Origin of the sequence: Streptosporangium sp. NPDC049078, assembly GCF_040648855.1 — a bacterium.
Lineage (GTDB): Bacteria > Actinomycetota > Actinomycetes > Streptosporangiales > Streptosporangiaceae > Streptosporangium.
Genome location: NZ_JBEZEL010000023.1, coordinates 24,127 through 42,578 on the forward strand (window position 1 = coordinate 24,127; position 18,452 = coordinate 42,578).

Below are 18,452 nucleotides of genomic sequence, written 5' to 3' on the forward strand. Positions count from 1 at the left end.
TAATATGGATCGAGGTGGTGGGATCGTCAAGAGGTGGATGCTCCATGACACAGGCTGTACGCCACAATTCGATGCGCGCCCGCAACCTGGGTGTGGTCCTCAGCGAGGTACGCAGAAGCGGTCCGATCAGCCGGGCCGCACTGGCCGAGATCACCGGGCTGACCAAGACCACGGTGTCGAAGATGGTCGGCGACCTGATCGAGGCGGGCATGGTCGCCGAGTCCGGCGCGCTCAGGGACGGCGAGCGGGGACGGCCCGGCACGGCCGTCGCGCTCAGCGGGCAGCGGGTCGCCGCGCTCGGCCTGGAGATCAACGTCGACTACCTGTCCGCCTGTGTGGTCGATCTCACCCTCGCGGTGCGGCTCAGATATACACAGGCTGTGGACAACCGCAGTGTCTCGCCTGTGGAAACCCTGTCCCACCTGGAACAACTTGCCCACAGGGCTGTGGAGGAAGCTCACGCGGAGGGCCTCACCATCGCCGGATCGACCCTCGCGGTCCCCGGCCCTGTGGAGGACGGGCTCGTCCACACGGCCCCCAACCTCGGCTGGCACGACGTCCGCGTCTCCGAGCTGCTGAACTTCCCCGTCACGCTGGACAACGAGGCCAACCTCGCCGCCCTGGGAGAGCGCTGGTTCGGCTCCGTCCCCGGCGACTTCCTGCACGTGTCGGGGGAGATCGGCATCGGCGCGGGCCTGGTGGTCGGCGGGACCCTGTTCCGCGGCGCCAGCGGCCTCGCCGGGGAACTCGGCCACGTGGTCGTCTCCCCCGAAGGCCCCGCCTGCCGTTGCGGCGGCCGGGGATGCCTGGAGCAGTACGCCGGACAGGACGCGCTGCTGAGGGCCGCCGGACTCGCCGGGGTCCCCGACGGGGTGACCACCCTGCTGGAGCGCCTCCAAGCGGGCGAGCCCGCCTCGCTGGAGGCCTGCGAACGCGCCGGCCAGGCGCTCGGCGTCGCCCTCACCTCCGCCGTGCACCTGATGGACCCGGGGACCATCGTGCTGGGCGGGGTGTTCGCCCCGCTGTTCCCATGGATCCGAGGCACCACGCACGAGACGATGACCTCGCGACTGGGCGTGATGCGCCGCGCCGTCCCCGAGCTGACCGTCTCCCGCCTCGGCGGCGACGCCGCCACCCTGGGCGCCGCGGGCCAGGTCATCCACCGGGTCATCGCCGACCCCTGGATCCACCTCGCCACCCCCGCCCCCGACCTCGACTCCCGCGCACCTCGCGGTTGAGCACTTTTCTCCCCTCCCCGCGTTTCTCCCATCTCCCCTCGTTGAGAAAGACCATCCGCGTTCCGATGGGCCGCCTGGTCGTGTCCGCCCCTGCGGGCGGCCCCTGGTTGTGCGCCACCGCCCGCAGGAGGTGGGGAGCGCGACGGCACGGGAGGCTGGTCGCCGTGCCGCCGCGCCGTTCATGGAGCCGTGGTCGGCTCGGTCCGGTCACCTCGGGGCCGGGTACGCCACAGGTCGAGGTCTATCTGTCGCATCCGGTCCCACAGTTCGGCGGCGCTGGTGGCGTGGACCGTGCGGCACTGGGCCGGGTCGGTGCACTCCCAGGCTTCGAACCGGCGAAAGCGCAGGCTCCAGATGACGCACCAGGTGGGGGCGTGATCCTGTACTTGCCGGGCGGCGCGTGCGGCGTCGGCGTCAGCGCGGGACAACATGCTCTGCCGGGGTCGTGTCGGTGAGTAGTGGTAGTTCGCTCTCCAGAAGGCCGGCGGCGGGGCGGACGCGCAGGATCCGGTAGTGCGCGGCGAGGCGTTCGGCGGCTGTGGCCGGGTCTGAGGCGGCGCTGAGCAGGTGGTCGCCGAATCGGTTGAGTACGGGGCTGGTCCACCAGAATCTCTCGCCGTCGCTGTAGGCGAGCAGGCCGAGGAAGACGGAGACGATGGCGTTGCCGGAGCGCAGGTGGTGGATGTCGGCTGAGACGCCGTGCACCTCGTTGAGGATGGTGGCGAGGTCTTGGGCTCGCGCTACGGCCTGGGTGTGGGGTGGTGGCGCGGCGGCGGGGATGTGGGAAGGAGCCGCGCCGCCGCGCCTGCTCATGGGGTCGCGTGGGGTGGTGTTCATGCCGCGACCTGCTGTCGGCGCTCGTGACGACTGGGCTCGTGACAACTGGGCTCGTGAGGGCTGGGGGCGGGGGCGTTTGGGAAGTAGCGGACTTGGCCGGAAGTGAGGGCGGGGTTGGGCCAGGAGGTTTGGTGTTGGTGGTCGGGAGGGGCCGGCAGCAGGGTGAGCGGCGGCCGGGTGGGCGGTTGGCTCATGGTCGGGGGTGGAGTGCTGTGCTCGTGGGCGCGGGCCGCGATGCGGGCTCGGCGGCGGGCGAGGGGGTCGCGGGCGAGCGCGAGGCGGGTCGCGCGGTCCTGTCCGGACTCGACCGGCCGGGGTGCGGGACGCCGGGCGACACGGGCGTCGTCGCGGCGGGGTGGTGCGGCAGCGGGCCGCACGGTTGGGCGAGGGGTGGGGTGTGGTGTCCGCATGGGCGGTGGCGCGGGCGCGGCGGGAGCGTCCGGGATGGAGGCGGGTGAGGTGGAGTGGCGGGGCGCGGGCACCAGGGGGATGACCTCGGCGGGCGCCGTGGTGACGGGCCGCTCGACGAGAGGGAAGGGTCGCGTGCCGGTGCGGCGCGCCTCCAGGCGCATCGCCATCAGCGCACCGGTCGGCTGCGCGTACTCGTGATCGCTGGGTCGGCCGGGGCAGCCGTGGGCGTAGGGGGCGTGTCCGCACTCGGCGCAGCCCATCGGCAGCGGCGGCACGTCGGCGAAGCAGCGGCAGTCGTTCGCCGCAGTCCGGTCGAGAACCGGAGCATTAAAGTTGTTCACGGGTCAGGACTCATTTCCTGATCAAGGAGCCCGTCCTGGCGCGCGATGCCATGGGCGGGCTCCGCCTTTTCATGAGGGCTCCATGAAAACGCTCCGTGACCACTCCGCAACAGAGGATACTTTGGATGAGGGGGGGATATCCCCCCTCATCCCCTGTGCCTTTGAGGTGCGCACATGAACGATCTTCCTGTGTGGGCCGTTCGATTGCGCGAAGAGCGGCAGTCGCGTGAATGGTCCTTGAAGGACATGGCTCGGCGGTTGATCGACGCCGCCGGCGGCCGTACCAGGGAACACCTGCCGACTCAAGAATCATTGACCCGCATGGTCCGCGCCTGGGAAGCCGGTAAGCATCGGCCGAACGAGCCCTATCCTGCGCTGCTCGCTCAGATCTTCGAGGTTCCCGAGAGGGAGTTGTTCGCAAATCCACCGAATGCCGATGAATTGGTGATGCCATCCGAGGGTATTTTCATCCGGAAGGCACCAGATGGAGACGACATGGAACGTCGAAGGCTTTTACAGATTGCCGCGGCCAGTGCCGGAATTGGGATATTTGGCGTCTCCGGTGAGCCGGTTCGCCAACTCCTCGAACTGTCCCTCGACCATGGTTTCCGAAGCGGCGAGGAGTGGGAGATATCCGCCGCCGACCACCTGCACGCGCTCCGCACCAGGCCGCCCGCACAGGTGGCGGCCGATCTCATCATCGACCTGCTCACGGTACGGCGGCAGATGGAGGTGTCATCTCCCGCCGAGGTGACCGAGCTACAGCGAACCCTGGCCGTGCTCGCCAGCATTCACGCCAACGCGCTGACCCGCCTGGGTGACCATGGAGCCGCTGTCCGTTGGTGGCGTACCGGACGAAGCGCCGCCGACGCCTCCGGGGACCGGGAGGTGCGTCTCCTGGTCCGCTCAGAGGAGGCCGGGCACGGGCTCTATGGGCAGCGCGCCCCGGAGACGGTCATGCGCCTCGTCGGCAACGCGGAGCAGGTCGCCGGCGGTCTCTCCGTCGACTTGCTGACCACCCGGGCGAAGGCCCTTTCCCTGCTCGGCAGACATGCCGAGGCGCGTGAGACGTTGGACGCCGTTGTCGAGCTGACGGAGAAGGGGGACCGCGGGGATTCGCTCGGCTTCTGGAAAGAGAACCAGATCTACTTCACACAGAGCTGGGTCCATGCCGGTGCGGGCGACGAGGCCAGGGCGGGCACAGCCCGGGAGAACGTGCTCAGGTTGACCGGCGACTACCAGTACCAGGCCAACGTCGCTCTGCACGAGGCGCTCTGCACGGTCGTCCAGGGCGCGATCGACGAGGGGGTCCGCCGAGCAGCGACGGTGATAGATCCTCTTCCTGTCGCCTACCGCAGCAACCACATCATCGAGACCGGACGAATGCTGCTGCGCGCCATCCCGCTCGACCAGCAGGACCGCCCGGCCGTCGGCGAGTTCCGTGAAGTTCTGTCCACCAAGGTCGCAACATAGTCGCCGGTGGACAACCACCGCCGCCGAGGACGCATTCGGCGCGATCTGCGTAGGGGATCCCGATCCCGACTGGATCACCTACTTCGACGCGGCCGCGCACGCGAACGCCCCCTGGGCAGATGCCTTCCCTGGCTCTGGAGACGGCCTGGGACGCCACAGAGGCCGAACCGTTGCGCGGCGCGATCCGCCGGCGCCGAAAGAGGAGAGTCGGCTGCTGGTCGCTTATGGCCGCGAGTTCACCCGCTCCCGTCCCTACATTTTGGCCGAGCTGACCGCTGCCTCCGGAATGTCGGTCTCCGGAGGCGCACCGCCTACAGCCACGGCCAGGGCGCCACCGTCGCCGAAGCGATCAGCCGATGTAGAACGAACAGAGGAGCAGGAAGGAAAAAGAGTAGTCAGGACAATGCGCGACGAGGGGAAGAGCACATGGGATGGTCGAGACCTTCGGTCGAGCGGCACCTGCGGGCTCGGCTCGGTCCCGTGACCCGGCTGCGCCGCCTGACCAGCAGTCCGCGCTCGCGCGTGTGGCGCGCCGAGATGGACGGAACCGCCGTAGTGATCAAACAGGTCGTCGGCGGCACGGACTCCGATTGAGCTTCCCCCAGTAGTCCGGACATCGGCGGTGTGTCATCAGTGTCCGGCGGCCGGTGAAATCCGGGCCAGGCCTCGCCGGAGGTCAGTCCGACGGGGCAGCTCACACCGGTGCCGCTCGGCGTGCAACGGCCGTTAAGTCCGGAGTTTGTCAGCTTGGGCGCTTACGCCGACGAGGCGGCTTGGCGAGATCACGGCAACGAGTCACCAGATCATCTATTTCCGGCAGGTTCGGATCCGCGCCGCCGTCGTCACAACAGGCGGGCTTGGTACGCTCACCCACCGGCGGCGCGTCCAGCCCGCACACCTCCCACAGCGAGGTATAGACATCGTGCGTCCGGTTGCGCTCATCATGGGGTCCCAGCATTAGAACCCATGCGTGACCCGGCTCTTTGAAGGCGACCACGACGCGCATGGCGCCTCTCAGATGCTTGACGCACAGCCGACTCACCGGGAGTTCCCCCGTGAGCCGATATCCAAGGGCCGCGCAACCGCGCACTTCCAGATCACCGACAAAAGCGACAAATGACCCTGAGATCTGCTCCGCGCAAGGTCTCAGCGTGCTTCTCCGCGAGAACCGAGAGATAGACCTCAGTCTTCACCGGCGGTCAGCTCCGAATTCTTGGAACTCCACTCTGCCCTGATCTCTCGCCACGGACGGCCCTCGCCCTGTTGCATCTGCCGAAGACCGTCGGTCAGCTGATCGTTCTCCAGAAGCTCCCGGTCCTGCAGGCGCTGCCAGACCGCCTCGACCAGATTCCGGGTGCGGCCAGCCTGGCGTAGATCCTGGACGAGCGTTGCCACGGTGTACAGACGCTCGGCTTCAAGCATCAGGCGGGGCCTTCCCCTGACCGGGACGAGTAGCCCTTCCTTGGCCCACGCGCGAACCGTCTTCTCGTCAACACCGAGAATCTTCGACGCGATCGTCGCCCGCACCGGCTCGGCGTGAGCGAGCAGATCCTGGACGACCTCCCGGACCGTGTCACGGGTGCCGGTCTCACGAGTGCTGGCGGCCACCTCGTCCAGCCGTTGTGCCTGCTCGAACAAGAGCAGCGCAGCCCGCTCCTCGATCTCTTTTCTGCGAGGAGCCTGCACTGTGGCACCCGTCTCACAATCACTCTGCGGCGGGAGCGTCCGATGCTTTCGCTTCTTAGCCGTTCCGGCTGAAGCCTTCCGAGGCCTGGCATCGGTCACGAGGATGGTTCTCCTTCCCTCTTCAGGGTACTCCCTGTTTCAGGCCCAAAACCGGGAGTCAGGCTTTGATCTTTCGGCAAGACGGGTCACCTAGCTTGACGTTGGTGCCACCGGCGTCGCAGTAGCCGTTCGGCACCTGAACAGGTCTTGCCGGTGGTAGCTCAAGGCCCGTCTGGCAGGCGCCCTACTGGGATGGGGCACCTAGCTTGACGTTGGTGCCTATCAACGCGATGTAGCCGGTGGCATGGAGCGGTCAGCCGGGCACCAGGGTGAAGGCGGTGACATGCGCGGGCCGCACCACGGAGAAGTCCCTGGTGTCCAGGGTGAACACCTCGGCGATGCGAAGACGCTCGGCGACGGCGACCACCGAGGCGTCCGCCGATCCGAGAGGAAGGTCTGAATAGCGCTCTACCAGGTCGGCGATACGGTTGAGGTCATCGTCTGTGAGATCGACCAGGGCGAAGATTCCGGATCTCAGCGAGCGCAGGAATCCGGCCTCCACCTTGGCTCCGCCGATCTTGCCGAGCATGTAGGAGACCTCACGCCGGAACGAGGAGTTCGCGTCGTTCTCTGCGAAACTGGTTGAACATCTCTACACAGACATCGTGCCTGCGGTCATTTCGGATGGCAGCGGCGACGATGGGGCCGGTGTCAACAACGATCACACTTCGTGACCATACCCCTGGCGCAGGAGATCCTCAGTGCGTTCGGCGATGTCGTCCCGCCCGGTGGTCACCGATCCGAACCAGGAAGGAGGCCACTCCTGACCCGACTCACCCTCACCGGAGTGGACGAGACGCAGGGTATGCGCGCGCACCTCATGGAGCTGGTCCGGCGTCAGTCGATCGACCAGCCGATGCATGTCCTCGTATTCTTCAGGAGCAGCGGTCATAGCCGGAGTCTACGCCAACCCGGCCGGAAAGCACCGATCTACCAGCGCACTTGCCCCGAAGCGATGCGTTCAGGTCCTGTCGCCTGAAGCGATCGGCTTCGTCGACTCTCCGGATCGACGAAAGGATGACAGCAAGCTCGCGCTCGGAAACCCGGTGCAAGCCGTGCCGGTGAAGTCGACGCCACTCCTCGGTCGGGACCAGACCCGTCTGGCAGGCGGCCCATTCGGACGGGTCACCTAACTTGACGTTGGTACCGCCGAGCTCGCAGTAACCCAGCACCGAATAGCTCTCGCCGTGCATGGCTCCAACCCGTGAACGGCGACTGCGGGCTAACGTGGCCCCGAGCGAAACTCCGTCCAGAGATCGACGGCTTCCTCCAGGTCCAGTGCCGCCACATCCTCACGGGCCATGCCGACTGTGTAGATCAACCGATTGGCGAGCCAATCAGGAACCGGCTCCCGTGCAGGCACCTCATCGATGTGAATGTGATCGGTCAGAGTTCCTAGGCGGTCGATGACCTCGCCAAGGCGGACGACATCGGGACGCGAACCGCCGGCCGCCCGGACTCGTGCCTTGGCCTCGGCGTAGACCTCCGCGTCGGCCCTCTCGCCGACTGCCCAGATCTCACAGATCTCGACCGCCTTGTCATCGGTGATCCGATAGACGACCCGCCAGGTGTTCCGGCCGACGACAAGCTTGCGAAATCCGGTGAGCTCCCCGCCTAGCGGGTAACCGGCCTCGGGGTTCTCCAGCAACAGAAGGATCTTTTTCAGGACCTTGGGCACTGCGTCCGGGCCGATCCTGCGGAGATCGTCAACGGCCGGGTCGGTGAATACGACGTCGGACACCGCTACTCGTCGTCATCCGGAAGCGCGGCCAGCGACTCACGTGTGTGCCCGAAGGCGGAAAGGACATCATCGATCGACGTCCGTCGCCCGCTGTCGGTCGCCGCCCGCACAAGAACCAGCGCCAGATCCCGCAGATCGGCCGCAGCCTCTTCCAGCTCGTTGAGGCGCCGCATGCTCACGACCGCCGCGACCGGCTGATGCCGGCGGGTCACCACCAGATCCGCCCCCTGCTCCGCATCAGCCACCAGACGAGCCACCCCTCGCTGCGCCGCCTCAGTGACCGTGAGCTTGGTCGCATCATGGAGAACAGTCATGCAAAAACTATATAGGAAACTATACAGAACGACAATCACCGAACCGCGTCGCAGGCCGTCGTAGCCAAACGGCCTGCGCCTGAAAGATCGGCAGAGCCCATGGGCAGCACGCGAAGAGCTACTCCTCGGTCGGGACCAGACCCGCCTGGCAGGCGGCCCACTCGGACGGGTCACCCAGCTTGACGTTGGTGCCGCCGATGCCGCAGCGGCCACCAGGGTTCGGGAGGCTGCCGCGGTCCGGACAAGAGATCACCTGATCGGCTCCCCGCCCTCGGGCTTCAGGCGTCGGTGTCCTTCGGGTGCCGGGGGGAGGCGTAGACGATCCAGACGGTGTGAGTGGCGTCATCGATGACATAGCGGACGCGCCCGCCGCTGGTGACCTCGAACTCCCACTGCTCCAGGTCCCTACCGTTGTGACGATGAGTCGCGAGGTCGCCGCGTAGGCGATGTTGCCGCTCGTGATCCGCCCGTGAGCGCGGATCGGCGCGCAGTGCCTCGAAACATCGGCGTGTGTTGCCCAGGGCGTGGCGGCACAACTCCTCCCACCCCCTGACCGCGTCACCGGTACCGAACCGGATGTCCCATTCGTCATCCGGAGGGGGACCGTGACCCGGTCGCCCCGCTTTGGGCTCACGCTGAGACCTCTACCGCTCCGTAGTCGCCGCTTGTGGCCTTGCAAGCCTGGGCGTAATGGGCGGGGTCGGCCTTGATCCGAGCGGTCGCCCGCCAGCCCGCGATGACTTCCTGCGTGGTGACATCGACATCGAGTTCGGCGGCGTCGGAGAGCGCCTCCACCAGTTCGAGGGTGAAGGCGCGCAGTTCGGTGGAGGTGAGGTGGCGCACCCAGGGGAAGACCTCGGGCATGGCGATGACCAGTGTGCGGGCGGTCGGATCGTGCTTGATGAGGGCGAGGAACAGGCGGGATGCCGTGGCCAGGGTCTGCTCGCGCCGATCCTCACGATCAACGGCGGTCAGGTAGAAGTCTGGGGCGTCGCGGTGGGTGACGCGTACTCGTCCGAGGCGCGCGGCGCGTTCGGCGACGGCTCGGGGGTTTCTCGACAGGTCCGAGAAGGTGACGGCGTCGGCGTTACTGCTCACCCTGCCATCGTAAGTCAGAACACATTCTGAGGTCGGTGGACCGGAGAAGGAGCCTCGCACGATCGTCTCGTCGCGGATGGACGGTCAGGAAGCCTGGCGCGCCTGATGGGCGGGCAGCTCGAACCAGACGGCCTTTCCGTACTTTCTCGTGCGCGTGCGGCCGGTGCCCCAGGACCGGGACAGGGTGTCGACGAGGAACAGCCCGCGACCGTTCTCACCCTCGTCGGATTCCTCGCGCACCTGGGGGAGGGATGGATCTTCGTCCTCGACCTCGCAGCGCAGCGTGCCCTCCCGGCAGGAGAGGGTGACGACCGGTGCTCCCCGCCCGTGGAGCACGGCGTTGGTGACCAGCTCGCTGACGAGCAGTTCCGCGATGTCGCTCTCCCCCGTGCATCCCCAGTCGTCGAGCTGGGTTCGGACGAGGCGCCGCGCCAGGGGCGTCGAGGAGATGGCGGGCGACAGCGTCCAGGAGACCCGCCGGACGCGCGCCGCGCGGGCGGCTCGGATCACCGGCTCGCCGAGCCCGCGCAGGAGGCGCCGCCATCCCGGCGGACGGACGTTTCCCGGTCGGGCCGGAGAGACCGGCCGGCCGGGTGCCGTCTGCTTGGTCGCGGAGCCCTGGCGCATGAGCTCAGGCCGCCTGGGCATAGGAACCCCGGTGAGCCGGGATGCTGCGTCCGTCGGGCAGAAGCTCGCCGTTGTCCTCGAACAGCACCACACCGTTGCAGAGGAGTCCCCACCCCTGCTCGGGGTGGAAGGCCACCAGGCGGGCCGCGTCGTGGTCAGGAGCGTTCGCGGATGGGCACTGAGGCTGGTGCTGACACATGGCCGTTACCTCGATCCTTGACTCTCGCGGGAGAGTCTTCGGGAGCCACCGCTTCCGGATTGACGTTCATCGTCGGCTTTTCCGGTCCGGTGAGCTGCTTTCACCCCCTACGATGCCGCGCCCGCCGCCCGCTGTCTGCGCTGGCAGCACCCGTTTCCGCCCCATGCCAACGACCCCCCTGGCATACCTGCTAACCGCAATGCCCAAGCAAAGCCCCACCCCTGTCGGCGTATTCGGCTACGAGGGGTCCTGGGCGGGGAGGATCGCGGTGCAGATCTCTCGTAGTTGGCGGAGCTGGTCGGGGGTCAGGCGGTCGAAGAGGGTCTGTCGTACGACCTCGACGTGCCCCGGGGCGGCGGCGGTGAGGGCGGCGAAGCCCTCGTCGGTGAGGATCGCCCAGCTCACGCGCTTGTCGGCGGCGCACGGCTCGCGTCGCACCCAGCCGCGTTCCTCCAGCCGTTTCACCGCGTGGGACAGGCGGCTCTGGGAGGAGTTGACCTCCGCCGCCAGCTCGCTCATCCGCATCATGCGCTCGGGTGCCTCGGAGAGCTTCACCAGCACGGCGTAGTAGGCGTGTGGCATGCCCGAGTCTCGCTGCAGCTGCCGGTCCAGCTCCTCCAGGACGAGCTGCGAGGCGGCCATGTAGGCGCGCCAGGTGCGCTGCTCGTCGTCGTCCAGCCATCGCGTCACGGGGTCATCTTACTTGAGCTCTCAATGAAACGGAGGTAATGTACTTGAGAGTTCAAGTTTTTGGGAGGAACCATGCCGGTCCAGCGACTCAACCACGCCGTTCTCTTCGTCCGCGACGTGGAGCGCAGCGTCGCCTTCTACCAGGAGGCGCTCGGCTTCAGGACGGTCATGGGCATGCCGGGCGCCGCGTTCCTTCAGGCCTCGGGATCCAGCAACGACCACGATCTCGGCCTCTTCGAGGTCGGCGCGCAGGCGGGCCCCACGGGGGCCGGGCGATCGACGGTCGGCCTCTATCACCTCGCCTGGGAGGTCGACACCCTCGCCGAACTGGAGCGGATCGCCCTCAAACTCGGCGAGCTCAACGCCCTCGTCGGCGCCTCCGACCACTCCACCACCAAGGCCCTGTACGCCAAGGACCCCGACGGGCTGGAGTTCGAGGTCTCCTGGCTCGTTCCCGCCGACCTTCTCACCGAGGAGACGCTGAACGGGCGCTCCCGCATCAAGCCCCTCGACATCGCGAGGGAGAAGGAGCGGTACGGCGCCGAGACGCGTGGCGGCCTCGGGGTCTCGATCCCCGCCTGAGCACTCCCGGTGGCGCGGGGAAGAGAAGGGTGATCCGGTGAAGGCCTCCCCAGCCCTTCACCGGATCACGGACTTCGCATCCACCGACGTGCCCGCAAAGTCGGGCGATACTCCCCTTTTTCGTGTTTTTTACCTATCCATATATCCCCTCACCGAGGGTCACAGCCTGCCGAACCAGTCGCGTACGGCGTCGATCCCGCCGGTCCCGAGCGCGACCATCAGCGCGTACCGCGCCTTCGAGGGCGCCAGGCCGCGGGCGCCGATCGCCCCGACACGAGCGGCGAGCCCCGCCCCCGGGCGCAGTTCGTCGAACGGGGTCGCGTGGGTGCGGCACCTCGACGCGACGACCACCGGGATCCCCCACTCCGTCAGCTCGGCGATCGTCGTGAAGAGCTCGACCGGTACGTTGCCCAGCCCGGTCCCCTCCAGCACGACGCCCTGTGCCCCCGCGTCCACGACGGCGGTGAGCGACGCGGGACCGATCCCCGGATAGGTCTTGATCAGGGCCACGTCCGACGCGGGGTCCCCCACGAACGCGGGCGGCCGGGGCGGCGGGGCCGACAGCGGCTCGACCCGGCCGCCGACCACCCGGCCCAGCACGGGGAAGGTGCCCGACGAGAACGCCGCGACGCTCGTGGCGTCGACCTTGGTGACCCAGCGGGCCGCGTGGATCTCGTCGTTCACGCACACGACGGCCCCGGCACCGCGCAAGGCGCCGTCGGCGGCGGCCGTGATGGAGGAGGCGAGGTTGCGCGGCCCGTCCGGGGACAGCTCGTCCAGGGAGCGCGTGGCCCCGGTCAGCACGATGGTTCCGCGCTCCGCCGCCCGGCCCGCGAGCAGGTCCACGAGATAGGCGGTCTCCTCCAGCGTGTCGGTGCCGTGCGTGATCACGACGCCGTCGAACCCGCGCTCCAGGACGGCCGAGCGTGCCCTGCGGGCCAGGTCCAGCATGGTCGAGGTCGACATGTCCCAGCTGGGCTCCGCCATCACGTCCTCGACCACGACGTCCGCGGCGATCGCGCCGGGCGGGAGTGCCCGCAGGAGCTCGGCCCCGGACGAGAACCCCGGGCGGCCGGGCGCGTAGGAGTAGGCGATGAGATCGCCGGTCGCCAGCAGCAGCACACGCTTCAAGGCGCGGTCCCTTCGATGGGCCGTGTTCGGGTCTCCTCCATTTATAACCCAAGACTACCCCCATTGGGGTTATCTTCAAGGTCGCGCGATGCCGGGAGAGGTCGTCGGGGGTAGATGCCTTTGACGCGGCTGGACGCGGAGGCGTACGAGGACGTACGAGGGCCGCCAGAAAGACCGGTGCGGGAAACCGTCAAGGGGCCGCACCGGCGGGGACCGCTGAAGGAGCGGCACCGGAAGGGACCACCGAGGGGACCGCACCGGAAGGGGCCGCCAAGAGAACCACCGAGGGAGCCGCGCCGGAAGGGGCCGCGCCGGAAGGTGGGGTTTGCCCTACCTTTTTCTGGGATACCTCGCCCCTGTGTCCCGGCCGTCCCGATCTCTACCGTGGTCGTATGACCGCCATCGAGATGACCACCCCCTGGGAGAGGATCAGCGCCCACTGGTCCGCACGGACCTGGCTCCGCACCGCGCACCTGGTGGTGGGGGCACCGATCGCCCTGCTGGGCGCGTGGACGATCCTGGCGCTGGTGGCGGCGTCGGTGCTGCTGGTGTGGACCGTGGTGGTCCCCGTGGTCGCGCTGCTGCTGTCCTTCGTGGTCGTCCGGCTGCTCACCCGGGTGCAGCGGTCCCGGTTCGCCGCCTTCCTCGACGTCGACATCCTCCCGGTCGCGCGCCGCCCCCTGAGCATGAACCCGTTCAGGCGGCTGGTTCAGGAGGCGAGGACGCTGAGCACCTGGCGCCGGCTCGGATACCACCTGCTCGCCCCGCTGATCAGCGGCATCGGCGCCTTCTCCGTCGTCGGGGCGTGGGCGGGCGGCCTGGTCACCGCCGCACTCGCCGTGCGGTACTGGGCGCTGGAGGAGAGCTGGCGGAGCGTGGCGTTCGTCCTCGTCTCGGGGACCCTGTTCGTCGCGGCGCCGTGGGTGGCCCGTGGGTTCGCGCTGCTGGACGTGATCGCCGCCGAGGCCCTGCTCGGGCCAAGCCTGAGCGACCAGCTGGTCCAGCGGGTCGAGACGTTGCAGGAGAGCCGGGCCGAGGTGGTCGACGCCGCGGACGCCGAGCGCCGCCGCATCGAGCGGGATCTGCACGACGGCACCCAGCAGCGGCTGGTCTCGCTCGCGATGAACCTGGGCATGGCCCGCGCCACCCTCACCGACCTGCCGGAACCCGCACGCGAGGTGATCGTGCAGGCGCACGAGGAGGCGAAGCAGGCCCTCAAGGAGCTGCGCGACTTCGTCCGGGGGCTGCACCCGGCCGTACTCAACGACCAGGGCCTGGACGCGGCGCTGTCCGGCCTCGCGGTGCGGGCGCCGTTCCCCGTACGGCTGAGCGTCGACATCACCGAACGGGTCTCTCCCACGATCGAGGCGGTCGCGTTCTTCGTCGTGTCCGAGTCGCTCACCAACATCGCCAAGCACGCGGGGGCGTCCTGCGCCGAGGTCGTCGTCGAACGCGTCGGTGACCGCCTCCACGTGGCCGTCGGCGACGACGGCCACGGCGGTGCGGACCCCGACGCCGGGACCGGCCTGCGCGGCCTCGCCCGCCGGGTCGGTTCCGTGGACGGCATCCTGTACGTCGACAGCCCGCTCGGCGGGCCGACGACGATCAAAGTGGAGCTGCCGTGCGCGTAGTGCTCGCCGAGGACTCGGTGCTGCTGAGGGAAGGGCTCGTCCGCCTGCTCGGCTCGGCGGGCATCGAGGTCGTGGCCGCGGTGTCCGACGCCGAAGGGCTGCTGCGCGCCGTGGACGAGCATGTCCCCGACCTCGTCGTCACCGACGTGCGGATGCCGCCCTCGCACACCGACGAGGGCCTGCGCGCGGCGCTCGTGCTGCGCCGCCAGCGGCCGACGCTCGCGATCCTCGTGCTCTCCCAGTACGTCGAGGAGCGCTACGCCACCCAGCTGCTGTCCACCGCGACCAGCGGGATCGGCTACCTCCTCAAGGACCGGGTGGCCGACGTCGAGGAGTTCCTCGACGCGCTGCGCCGGGTCGCCGCCGGAGGCACCGCCCTCGACCCCGAGGTGGTCGCCCAGCTGCTGCTGCGCAGGCACAGCGACCCGCTGGACCGGCTCACCCGCAGGGAGCACGAGGTGCTCTCACTGATCGCCGAGGGCCGCTCCAACACCGGGATCGCCGAGGCCCTGGTGGTCTCGGAGAGCGCGGTCGGCAAGCACATCAACAACATCTTCACCAAGCTCGATCTCTCCGGCGCCGACAAGGACCACCGCCGGGTACTCGCCGTCCTGCGATTTCTGAGGGTTTGAAAGCATGCCGATACGAAACAACGTGCGGATCGCCTGGCTGGTCGCGGGCGGTGCGCTCACCGCGCTCGCCGTCGCCTTCACCACCATAGGGGCGTGGGCCGAGATCACGGCGCCCCGCCGGACCACCGAGACCACAGCGCGGTCCTGGGCGCTCACCGCGCCGGGGATCGTCGTGGAGAGCGCGAGTCACGTCAACATCTCGGTCGCGCCTGGAGCGGTGAAGCGGCTGGACCTGGAGCGGATGCTCTCCTGGGCCGGGGACCGGCCCGTGGTCACCGAGGAGTGGGACGGGCGGACGCTCAGGCTCGACGTCCGCTGCCCCGGCGTCGGCCGTCCCGGCGACCCCGCCTGCCAGGCCGACTACATCCTGCGCGTACCCGCCGCCACCGACGTCGAGGTGAAGTCCCGCCGCTTCGGGACCCTCATGGCGAGCGACATCGACGGTGACCTGCGCCTCTCCACCACCGTGGGCGACGTGATCGTGGACGGTACGAAGGGCGATCTGTGGGCACGGACGCGGACGGGGAACGTGATCGGCATCGACCTCGGGTCCACGAAGGCCGACGTCGAGACCGGTACGGGAGACGTCGACCTGGGGTTCACGGTCCCGCCCGGCGACGTCGGCGCCGTGGCGAGGACGACCGGCGACGTGAGGGTGAGGGTGCCGGACGGAGAGGAGTACCGGGAGGGCTACGACGTGCGGACCGGCCCGGGGCACGCGGTCGTCGAGGTGCGGCGCGACCCGGCCGCACCTCGTCGGATCACCGCTCTGACCGGGAGCGGTGCGCTGCACATCTTCCCGTTCTGACCCATCCCCTGGCCGGAAAAGGACGAACCGTATCCTCCCGCCCTGACGGGTAGGGGCGAGCCACGCATCCTCCCCTTCTGTCCCATCCCCCTGACCGGCGGGGACGAGCCGTGCATCCTCCCCTTCTGTCCCATCCCCCTGACCGGCGGGGACGAGCCGTGCATCCTCCCCTTCTGTCCCATCCCCCTGACCGGCGGGGACGAGCCACGCATCTTCCCCTTCCGATCCACCCCCCTGACCGGAAGGGGACGAACCGTACACCCTTCCCGTCCTGGTCCACCCTCTCCCCCTAGAGTGGGAGCGTTCCCACGCATTGGGGGAACCCTCTCGACGCCGGGCCGCGACCGTGCTCATGATGGCGGTGGAACGCTTCCACCGACCGGGACGACGGCGACCCGCCACCCCGCGCGTTCCGGCAGTCGCGAGAACCGACGGGGGGTTTTCGAAGCATGACCGCAACGACCATCTCGGCCCGGGGCGAGACCCTGGCCTTTCCCCAGGGCTTCGTCTGGGGGGCGGCGACCGCCGCCTACCAGATCGAGGGCGCCGTGCGAGAGGGCGGGCGCGGCCCGTCGATCTGGGACACGTTCTCCCGCACGCCCGGAAGGATCGCCGACGGCCACACCGGCGACGTGGCCTGCGACCACTACCACCGTTACGCCGACGACGTCCGGATGATGGCGGAGCTGGGCCTCGGCGCCTACCGCTTCTCGGTCGCGTGGCCCAGGATCCAGCCGTCGGGCTCCGGGCCCGCCGTCGCCGACGGGCTCGACTTCTACGACCGGCTGGTGGACGAGTTGCTCGCGGCCGACATCGCGCCGTACGTGACGCTCTACCACTGGGACCTCCCTCAGGCGCTGGAGGATCGGGGTGGGTGGACCGACCGCGACACCGCCTACCGCTTCGCCGACTTCGCGCGCATCATGCACGACCGGCTCGGTGACCGCGTCGGGACGTGGATGACGGTGAACGAGCCGTGGGTGTCGGCGGTGCTGGGGTACGGCATCGGCATCCACGCGCCGGGCCGCGCATCGGCGGCGGAGGCCTTCCGCGCCTCCCACCACCTCCTGCTCGCCCACGGGCTGGGCGCCCAGGTGCTGCGCGAGGCGGGCGCCCGCGAGATCGCCCTCACCCTGAACCTCACGCCGGTGATGACGCCCGGCCAGGTGAACGACCCCGACCTCGTCCCCTCCGCCGAGGACGCCGAGGCGGTGGAGCGGGTCGACTGCCTCATCAACCGGCAGTTCCTCGACCCCGCCCTGCGCGGGAAGTATCCCGACCCGGCGCTCGCCATCATGGAACGCATGGGCGGGATCGACCACATCCGCGACGGCGACCTCGAAACGATCAACCAGCCCGTCGACCTGCTCGGGATCAACTACTACACCCCCTGCGTCGTACGGTCCCGGCCGGGCGAGCCCGCCAACGCCGCCTACCCCGGCAGCGAGGACATCCTGTTCAGCGGCGCCCACGCCCCGACGACGGCGATGGGCTGGGCGATCGTGCCGACCGGACTCTCCCAGCTGCTCACCCGGCTCTCGCGCGACTACCCCGAGGTCGGCCTGCTCGTCACCGAGAACGGCGCCGCCTTCGACGACGTGGTGGAGGACGACCGCGTGCACGACACCGACAGGACCGCGTTCTTCGAGAGCCATCTGAGAGCGGCGCACGCCGCGATCGAGGCAGGCGCCGACCTGCGCGGTTTCCTGGTCTGGTCGCTGATGGACAACTTCGAGTGGGCCGAGGGCTACCACAAGCGCTTCGGGATCGTGCACGTCGACTTCGAGACGCAGCGTCGGCTGCCCAAGGACAGCGCGCTGTGGTACCGCGAGGTGATCCGGCACAACGGGCTGCACCGCGAGCGCGCCAAGCGTCCCACCCTGGAGGCGGTCGCGGCCCGCGCGGGCGTGTCGAGGTCGACCGTCTCCCGGGTGATCAACGGTGAGGGCACGGTCAGCGACGAGTTCCGCGCCATCGTGATGAACGCCGTGAACGAGCTGGGCTACGTCCCCAACTCGGCGGCCCGCAGCCTGGTGACCCGGCGCACCGACTCGATCGCGCTCGTCGTCTCCGGCTCCCCCGCCTCGGTCAGGGCCGACGACCCGCTGTTCTCCGCGATCGTCCGCTCGGTCACCGGGGAGCTGGAGGAGTCGGGCAAGCGCGTCACCCTCATGCTCGCCGACTCGTCGGCCGGTCGGCTCCGGGTGGAGCGGTACGCCGCCTCGGGGCACGTCGACGGGGTGGTGCTCGTGTCCACCCGGGGCAGCGACCCGCTGCCCGCCGCGCTGGCCCGCACGGGCGTCCCCGTCGTGTCACTGGGCAGGTCCGCGATGGAGACGCGGATCTCGTACGCCGACATCGACAACGTGGGCGGTGCCGCCTCGGCGGTGAGACACCTCCTCGACCGGGGACGGCGGCGGATCGCCGCGATCTCCGGGCCCCCGGACGCGATCGGCGCGGGGGAGCGGCTTGAGGGATACCGCAAGGCGCTGCGCGACACCGGGCACCGGTCGATCATCGCCGTCGGCGACCTCACCCTCGCCTCGGGCGCGGAGGCGATGCGCCAGCTCCTGCGCGACGATCCGGCGCTCGACGCGGTCTTCGCGGTGGGCGACCTGATGGCGATCGGCGCTCTGCGGGTGCTGAGCGAGTCGGGACGGCGGGTGCCGCACGACGTCGCGATCGTGGGGTTCGACGACATCGAGGCCGCCTCCTACACCGTGCCCGCGCTCACCACGGTGCGCGTGCCCACGAAGGACCAGACACGGGTGGCGGTGCGCCTGCTTCTCCGCCAGATCGACGGCGGGCCCATGTCGTCGACGATCCTGCCCACGGAGCTGGTCGTCCGGGAGTCCACCTGAGCTGTTCGAGACGCCAGACGTACCCGACGCGCTGACCGCGAGCCGCGTCCGGC

The 18,452-nt window shown here is 69.2% G+C and carries 24 protein-coding genes; 8 read left to right on the forward strand and 16 right to left on the reverse strand.

The features are described from left to right. Positions 1-44 precede the first annotated feature (44 nt). A complete protein-coding gene (locus AB0B90_RS32995) occupies positions 45-1,238 on the forward strand; it encodes an ROK family transcriptional regulator (RefSeq protein WP_362926262.1) in 1,194 nt (397 codons plus the stop codon). A 179-nt stretch (positions 1,239-1,417) separates the two neighbouring features. Here AB0B90_RS32995 and AB0B90_RS33000 read toward each other — a convergent pair whose 3' ends face one another. Genes AB0B90_RS33000 through AB0B90_RS33010 form a run of 3 tightly spaced genes read right to left on the reverse strand, consistent with a single transcriptional unit; the run spans position 1,418 to position 2,827 of the window. Continuing rightward, complete coding sequence (locus AB0B90_RS33000) at positions 1,418-1,669, reverse strand: hypothetical protein (RefSeq protein WP_362926263.1); 252 nt, start codon at positions 1,667-1,669, stop codon at positions 1,418-1,420. Beyond that, positions 1,653-2,075: a hypothetical protein gene (locus tag AB0B90_RS33005; protein ID WP_362926264.1), complete on the reverse strand. Its 423-nt coding sequence runs from the start codon at positions 2,073-2,075 to the stop codon at positions 1,653-1,655. Before AB0B90_RS33005 ends, AB0B90_RS33000 begins: the two co-directional genes overlap by 17 nt. Next, positions 2,072-2,827, reverse strand: coding sequence for a hypothetical protein (locus AB0B90_RS33010; RefSeq protein ID WP_362926265.1), 756 nt, complete (start codon positions 2,825-2,827; stop codon positions 2,072-2,074). The genes AB0B90_RS33005 and AB0B90_RS33010 overlap by 4 nt, the downstream gene beginning before the upstream one ends. 174 nt (positions 2,828-3,001) lie before the next feature. On the opposite strand from AB0B90_RS33010, the gene AB0B90_RS33015 reads away from it, so the two are divergent. Then, positions 3,002-4,300 (forward strand): helix-turn-helix transcriptional regulator, encoded by a 1,299-nt coding sequence (locus AB0B90_RS33015; RefSeq protein ID WP_362926266.1) that lies wholly within the window; start codon positions 3,002-3,004, stop codon positions 4,298-4,300. A gap of 426 nt (positions 4,301-4,726) precedes the next feature. After that, positions 4,727-4,894: a hypothetical protein gene (locus AB0B90_RS33020; RefSeq protein ID WP_350942346.1), complete on the forward strand. Its 168-nt coding sequence runs from the start codon at positions 4,727-4,729 to the stop codon at positions 4,892-4,894. A gap of 148 nt (positions 4,895-5,042) precedes the next feature. On the opposite strand, the gene AB0B90_RS33025 is transcribed toward AB0B90_RS33020, so the two are convergent. The 12 genes from AB0B90_RS33025 to AB0B90_RS33080 form a co-directional block, all read right to left on the reverse strand. Next, complete coding sequence (locus tag AB0B90_RS33025; RefSeq protein ID WP_350942345.1) at positions 5,043-5,306, reverse strand: hypothetical protein; 264 nt, start codon at positions 5,304-5,306, stop codon at positions 5,043-5,045. Between the two features lie 176 nt (positions 5,307-5,482). Next, complete coding sequence (locus tag AB0B90_RS33030; protein WP_362926267.1) at positions 5,483-5,986, reverse strand: MerR family transcriptional regulator; 504 nt, start codon at positions 5,984-5,986, stop codon at positions 5,483-5,485. Between the two features lie 352 nt (positions 5,987-6,338). Continuing rightward, on the reverse strand, positions 6,339-6,614 hold the full coding sequence (locus AB0B90_RS33035) for a PIN domain-containing protein (protein WP_350942341.1): 276 nt from the start codon (positions 6,612-6,614) through the stop codon (positions 6,339-6,341). Positions 6,615-6,746: 132 nt separating this feature from the next. Then, the gene (locus tag AB0B90_RS33040) at positions 6,747-6,977 is read right to left on the reverse strand and encodes a hypothetical protein (RefSeq protein WP_350942339.1); all 231 of its coding nucleotides are present in this window, start codon (positions 6,975-6,977) and stop codon (positions 6,747-6,749) included. Between the two features lie 330 nt (positions 6,978-7,307). Continuing rightward, entirely contained in the window at positions 7,308-7,826 is a 519-nt protein-coding gene (locus AB0B90_RS33045) for a type II toxin-antitoxin system mRNA interferase toxin, RelE/StbE family (protein WP_350942337.1), read from the reverse strand. A 2-nt stretch (positions 7,827-7,828) separates the two neighbouring features. After that, entirely contained in the window at positions 7,829-8,140 is a 312-nt protein-coding gene (locus tag AB0B90_RS33050) for a hypothetical protein (RefSeq protein WP_350942335.1), read from the reverse strand. Between the two features lie 118 nt (positions 8,141-8,258). Continuing rightward, positions 8,259-8,393 (reverse strand): hypothetical protein, encoded by a 135-nt coding sequence (locus AB0B90_RS33055; protein WP_350942333.1) that lies wholly within the window; start codon positions 8,391-8,393, stop codon positions 8,259-8,261. Between the two features lie 25 nt (positions 8,394-8,418). Beyond that, positions 8,419-8,676, reverse strand: coding sequence for a hypothetical protein (locus tag AB0B90_RS33060; RefSeq protein WP_350942331.1), 258 nt, complete (start codon positions 8,674-8,676; stop codon positions 8,419-8,421). Positions 8,677-8,770: 94 nt separating this feature from the next. After that, on the reverse strand, positions 8,771-9,238 hold the full coding sequence (locus AB0B90_RS33065) for a hypothetical protein (RefSeq protein WP_362926268.1): 468 nt from the start codon (positions 9,236-9,238) through the stop codon (positions 8,771-8,773). Positions 9,239-9,322: 84 nt separating this feature from the next. Continuing rightward, positions 9,323-9,886 (reverse strand): ATP-binding protein, encoded by a 564-nt coding sequence (locus AB0B90_RS33070; protein ID WP_362903919.1) that lies wholly within the window; start codon positions 9,884-9,886, stop codon positions 9,323-9,325. After that, positions 9,870-10,064, reverse strand: coding sequence for a DUF5999 family protein (locus AB0B90_RS33075; protein WP_350942327.1), 195 nt, complete (start codon positions 10,062-10,064; stop codon positions 9,870-9,872). The genes AB0B90_RS33070 and AB0B90_RS33075 overlap by 17 nt, the downstream gene beginning before the upstream one ends. A 237-nt stretch (positions 10,065-10,301) precedes the next feature. Next, on the reverse strand, positions 10,302-10,754 hold the full coding sequence (locus AB0B90_RS33080; protein ID WP_350942326.1) for a MarR family transcriptional regulator: 453 nt from the start codon (positions 10,752-10,754) through the stop codon (positions 10,302-10,304). A 72-nt stretch (positions 10,755-10,826) separates the two neighbouring features. On the opposite strand from AB0B90_RS33080, the gene AB0B90_RS33085 reads away from it, so the two are divergent. Further along, entirely contained in the window at positions 10,827-11,336 is a 510-nt protein-coding gene (locus tag AB0B90_RS33085; protein ID WP_350942325.1) for a VOC family protein, read from the forward strand. Between the two features lie 159 nt (positions 11,337-11,495). Here the strand turns inward: AB0B90_RS33085 and AB0B90_RS33090 are convergent, their stop codons facing one another. Further along, positions 11,496-12,458 (reverse strand): asparaginase, encoded by a 963-nt coding sequence (locus AB0B90_RS33090; RefSeq protein WP_350943537.1) that lies wholly within the window; start codon positions 12,456-12,458, stop codon positions 11,496-11,498. 401 nt (positions 12,459-12,859) lie between these two features. Here AB0B90_RS33090 and AB0B90_RS33095 point away from each other — a divergent pair, with 401 nt between their 5' ends. The 4 genes from AB0B90_RS33095 to AB0B90_RS33110 all read left to right on the forward strand — a co-directional run bounded on the left by AB0B90_RS33095 (position 12,860) and on the right by AB0B90_RS33110 (position 18,399). Then, positions 12,860-14,098: a histidine kinase gene (locus AB0B90_RS33095; RefSeq protein WP_362926269.1), complete on the forward strand. Its 1,239-nt coding sequence runs from the start codon at positions 12,860-12,862 to the stop codon at positions 14,096-14,098. Beyond that, positions 14,089-14,730 carry a response regulator transcription factor gene (locus tag AB0B90_RS33100; RefSeq protein ID WP_350942321.1) on the forward strand — a complete coding sequence of 214 codons (642 nt, stop codon included), beginning with the start codon at positions 14,089-14,091 and terminating at the stop codon, positions 14,728-14,730. The genes AB0B90_RS33095 and AB0B90_RS33100 overlap by 10 nt, the downstream gene beginning before the upstream one ends. 4 nt (positions 14,731-14,734) lie before the next feature. After that, a complete protein-coding gene (locus AB0B90_RS33105) occupies positions 14,735-15,538 on the forward strand; it encodes a hypothetical protein (RefSeq protein ID WP_362926270.1) in 804 nt (267 codons plus the stop codon). Positions 15,539-15,987: 449 nt separating this feature from the next. Further along, positions 15,988-18,399: a GH1 family beta-glucosidase gene (locus tag AB0B90_RS33110; protein ID WP_362926271.1), complete on the forward strand. Its 2,412-nt coding sequence runs from the start codon at positions 15,988-15,990 to the stop codon at positions 18,397-18,399. Positions 18,400-18,452 lie beyond the last annotated feature (53 nt).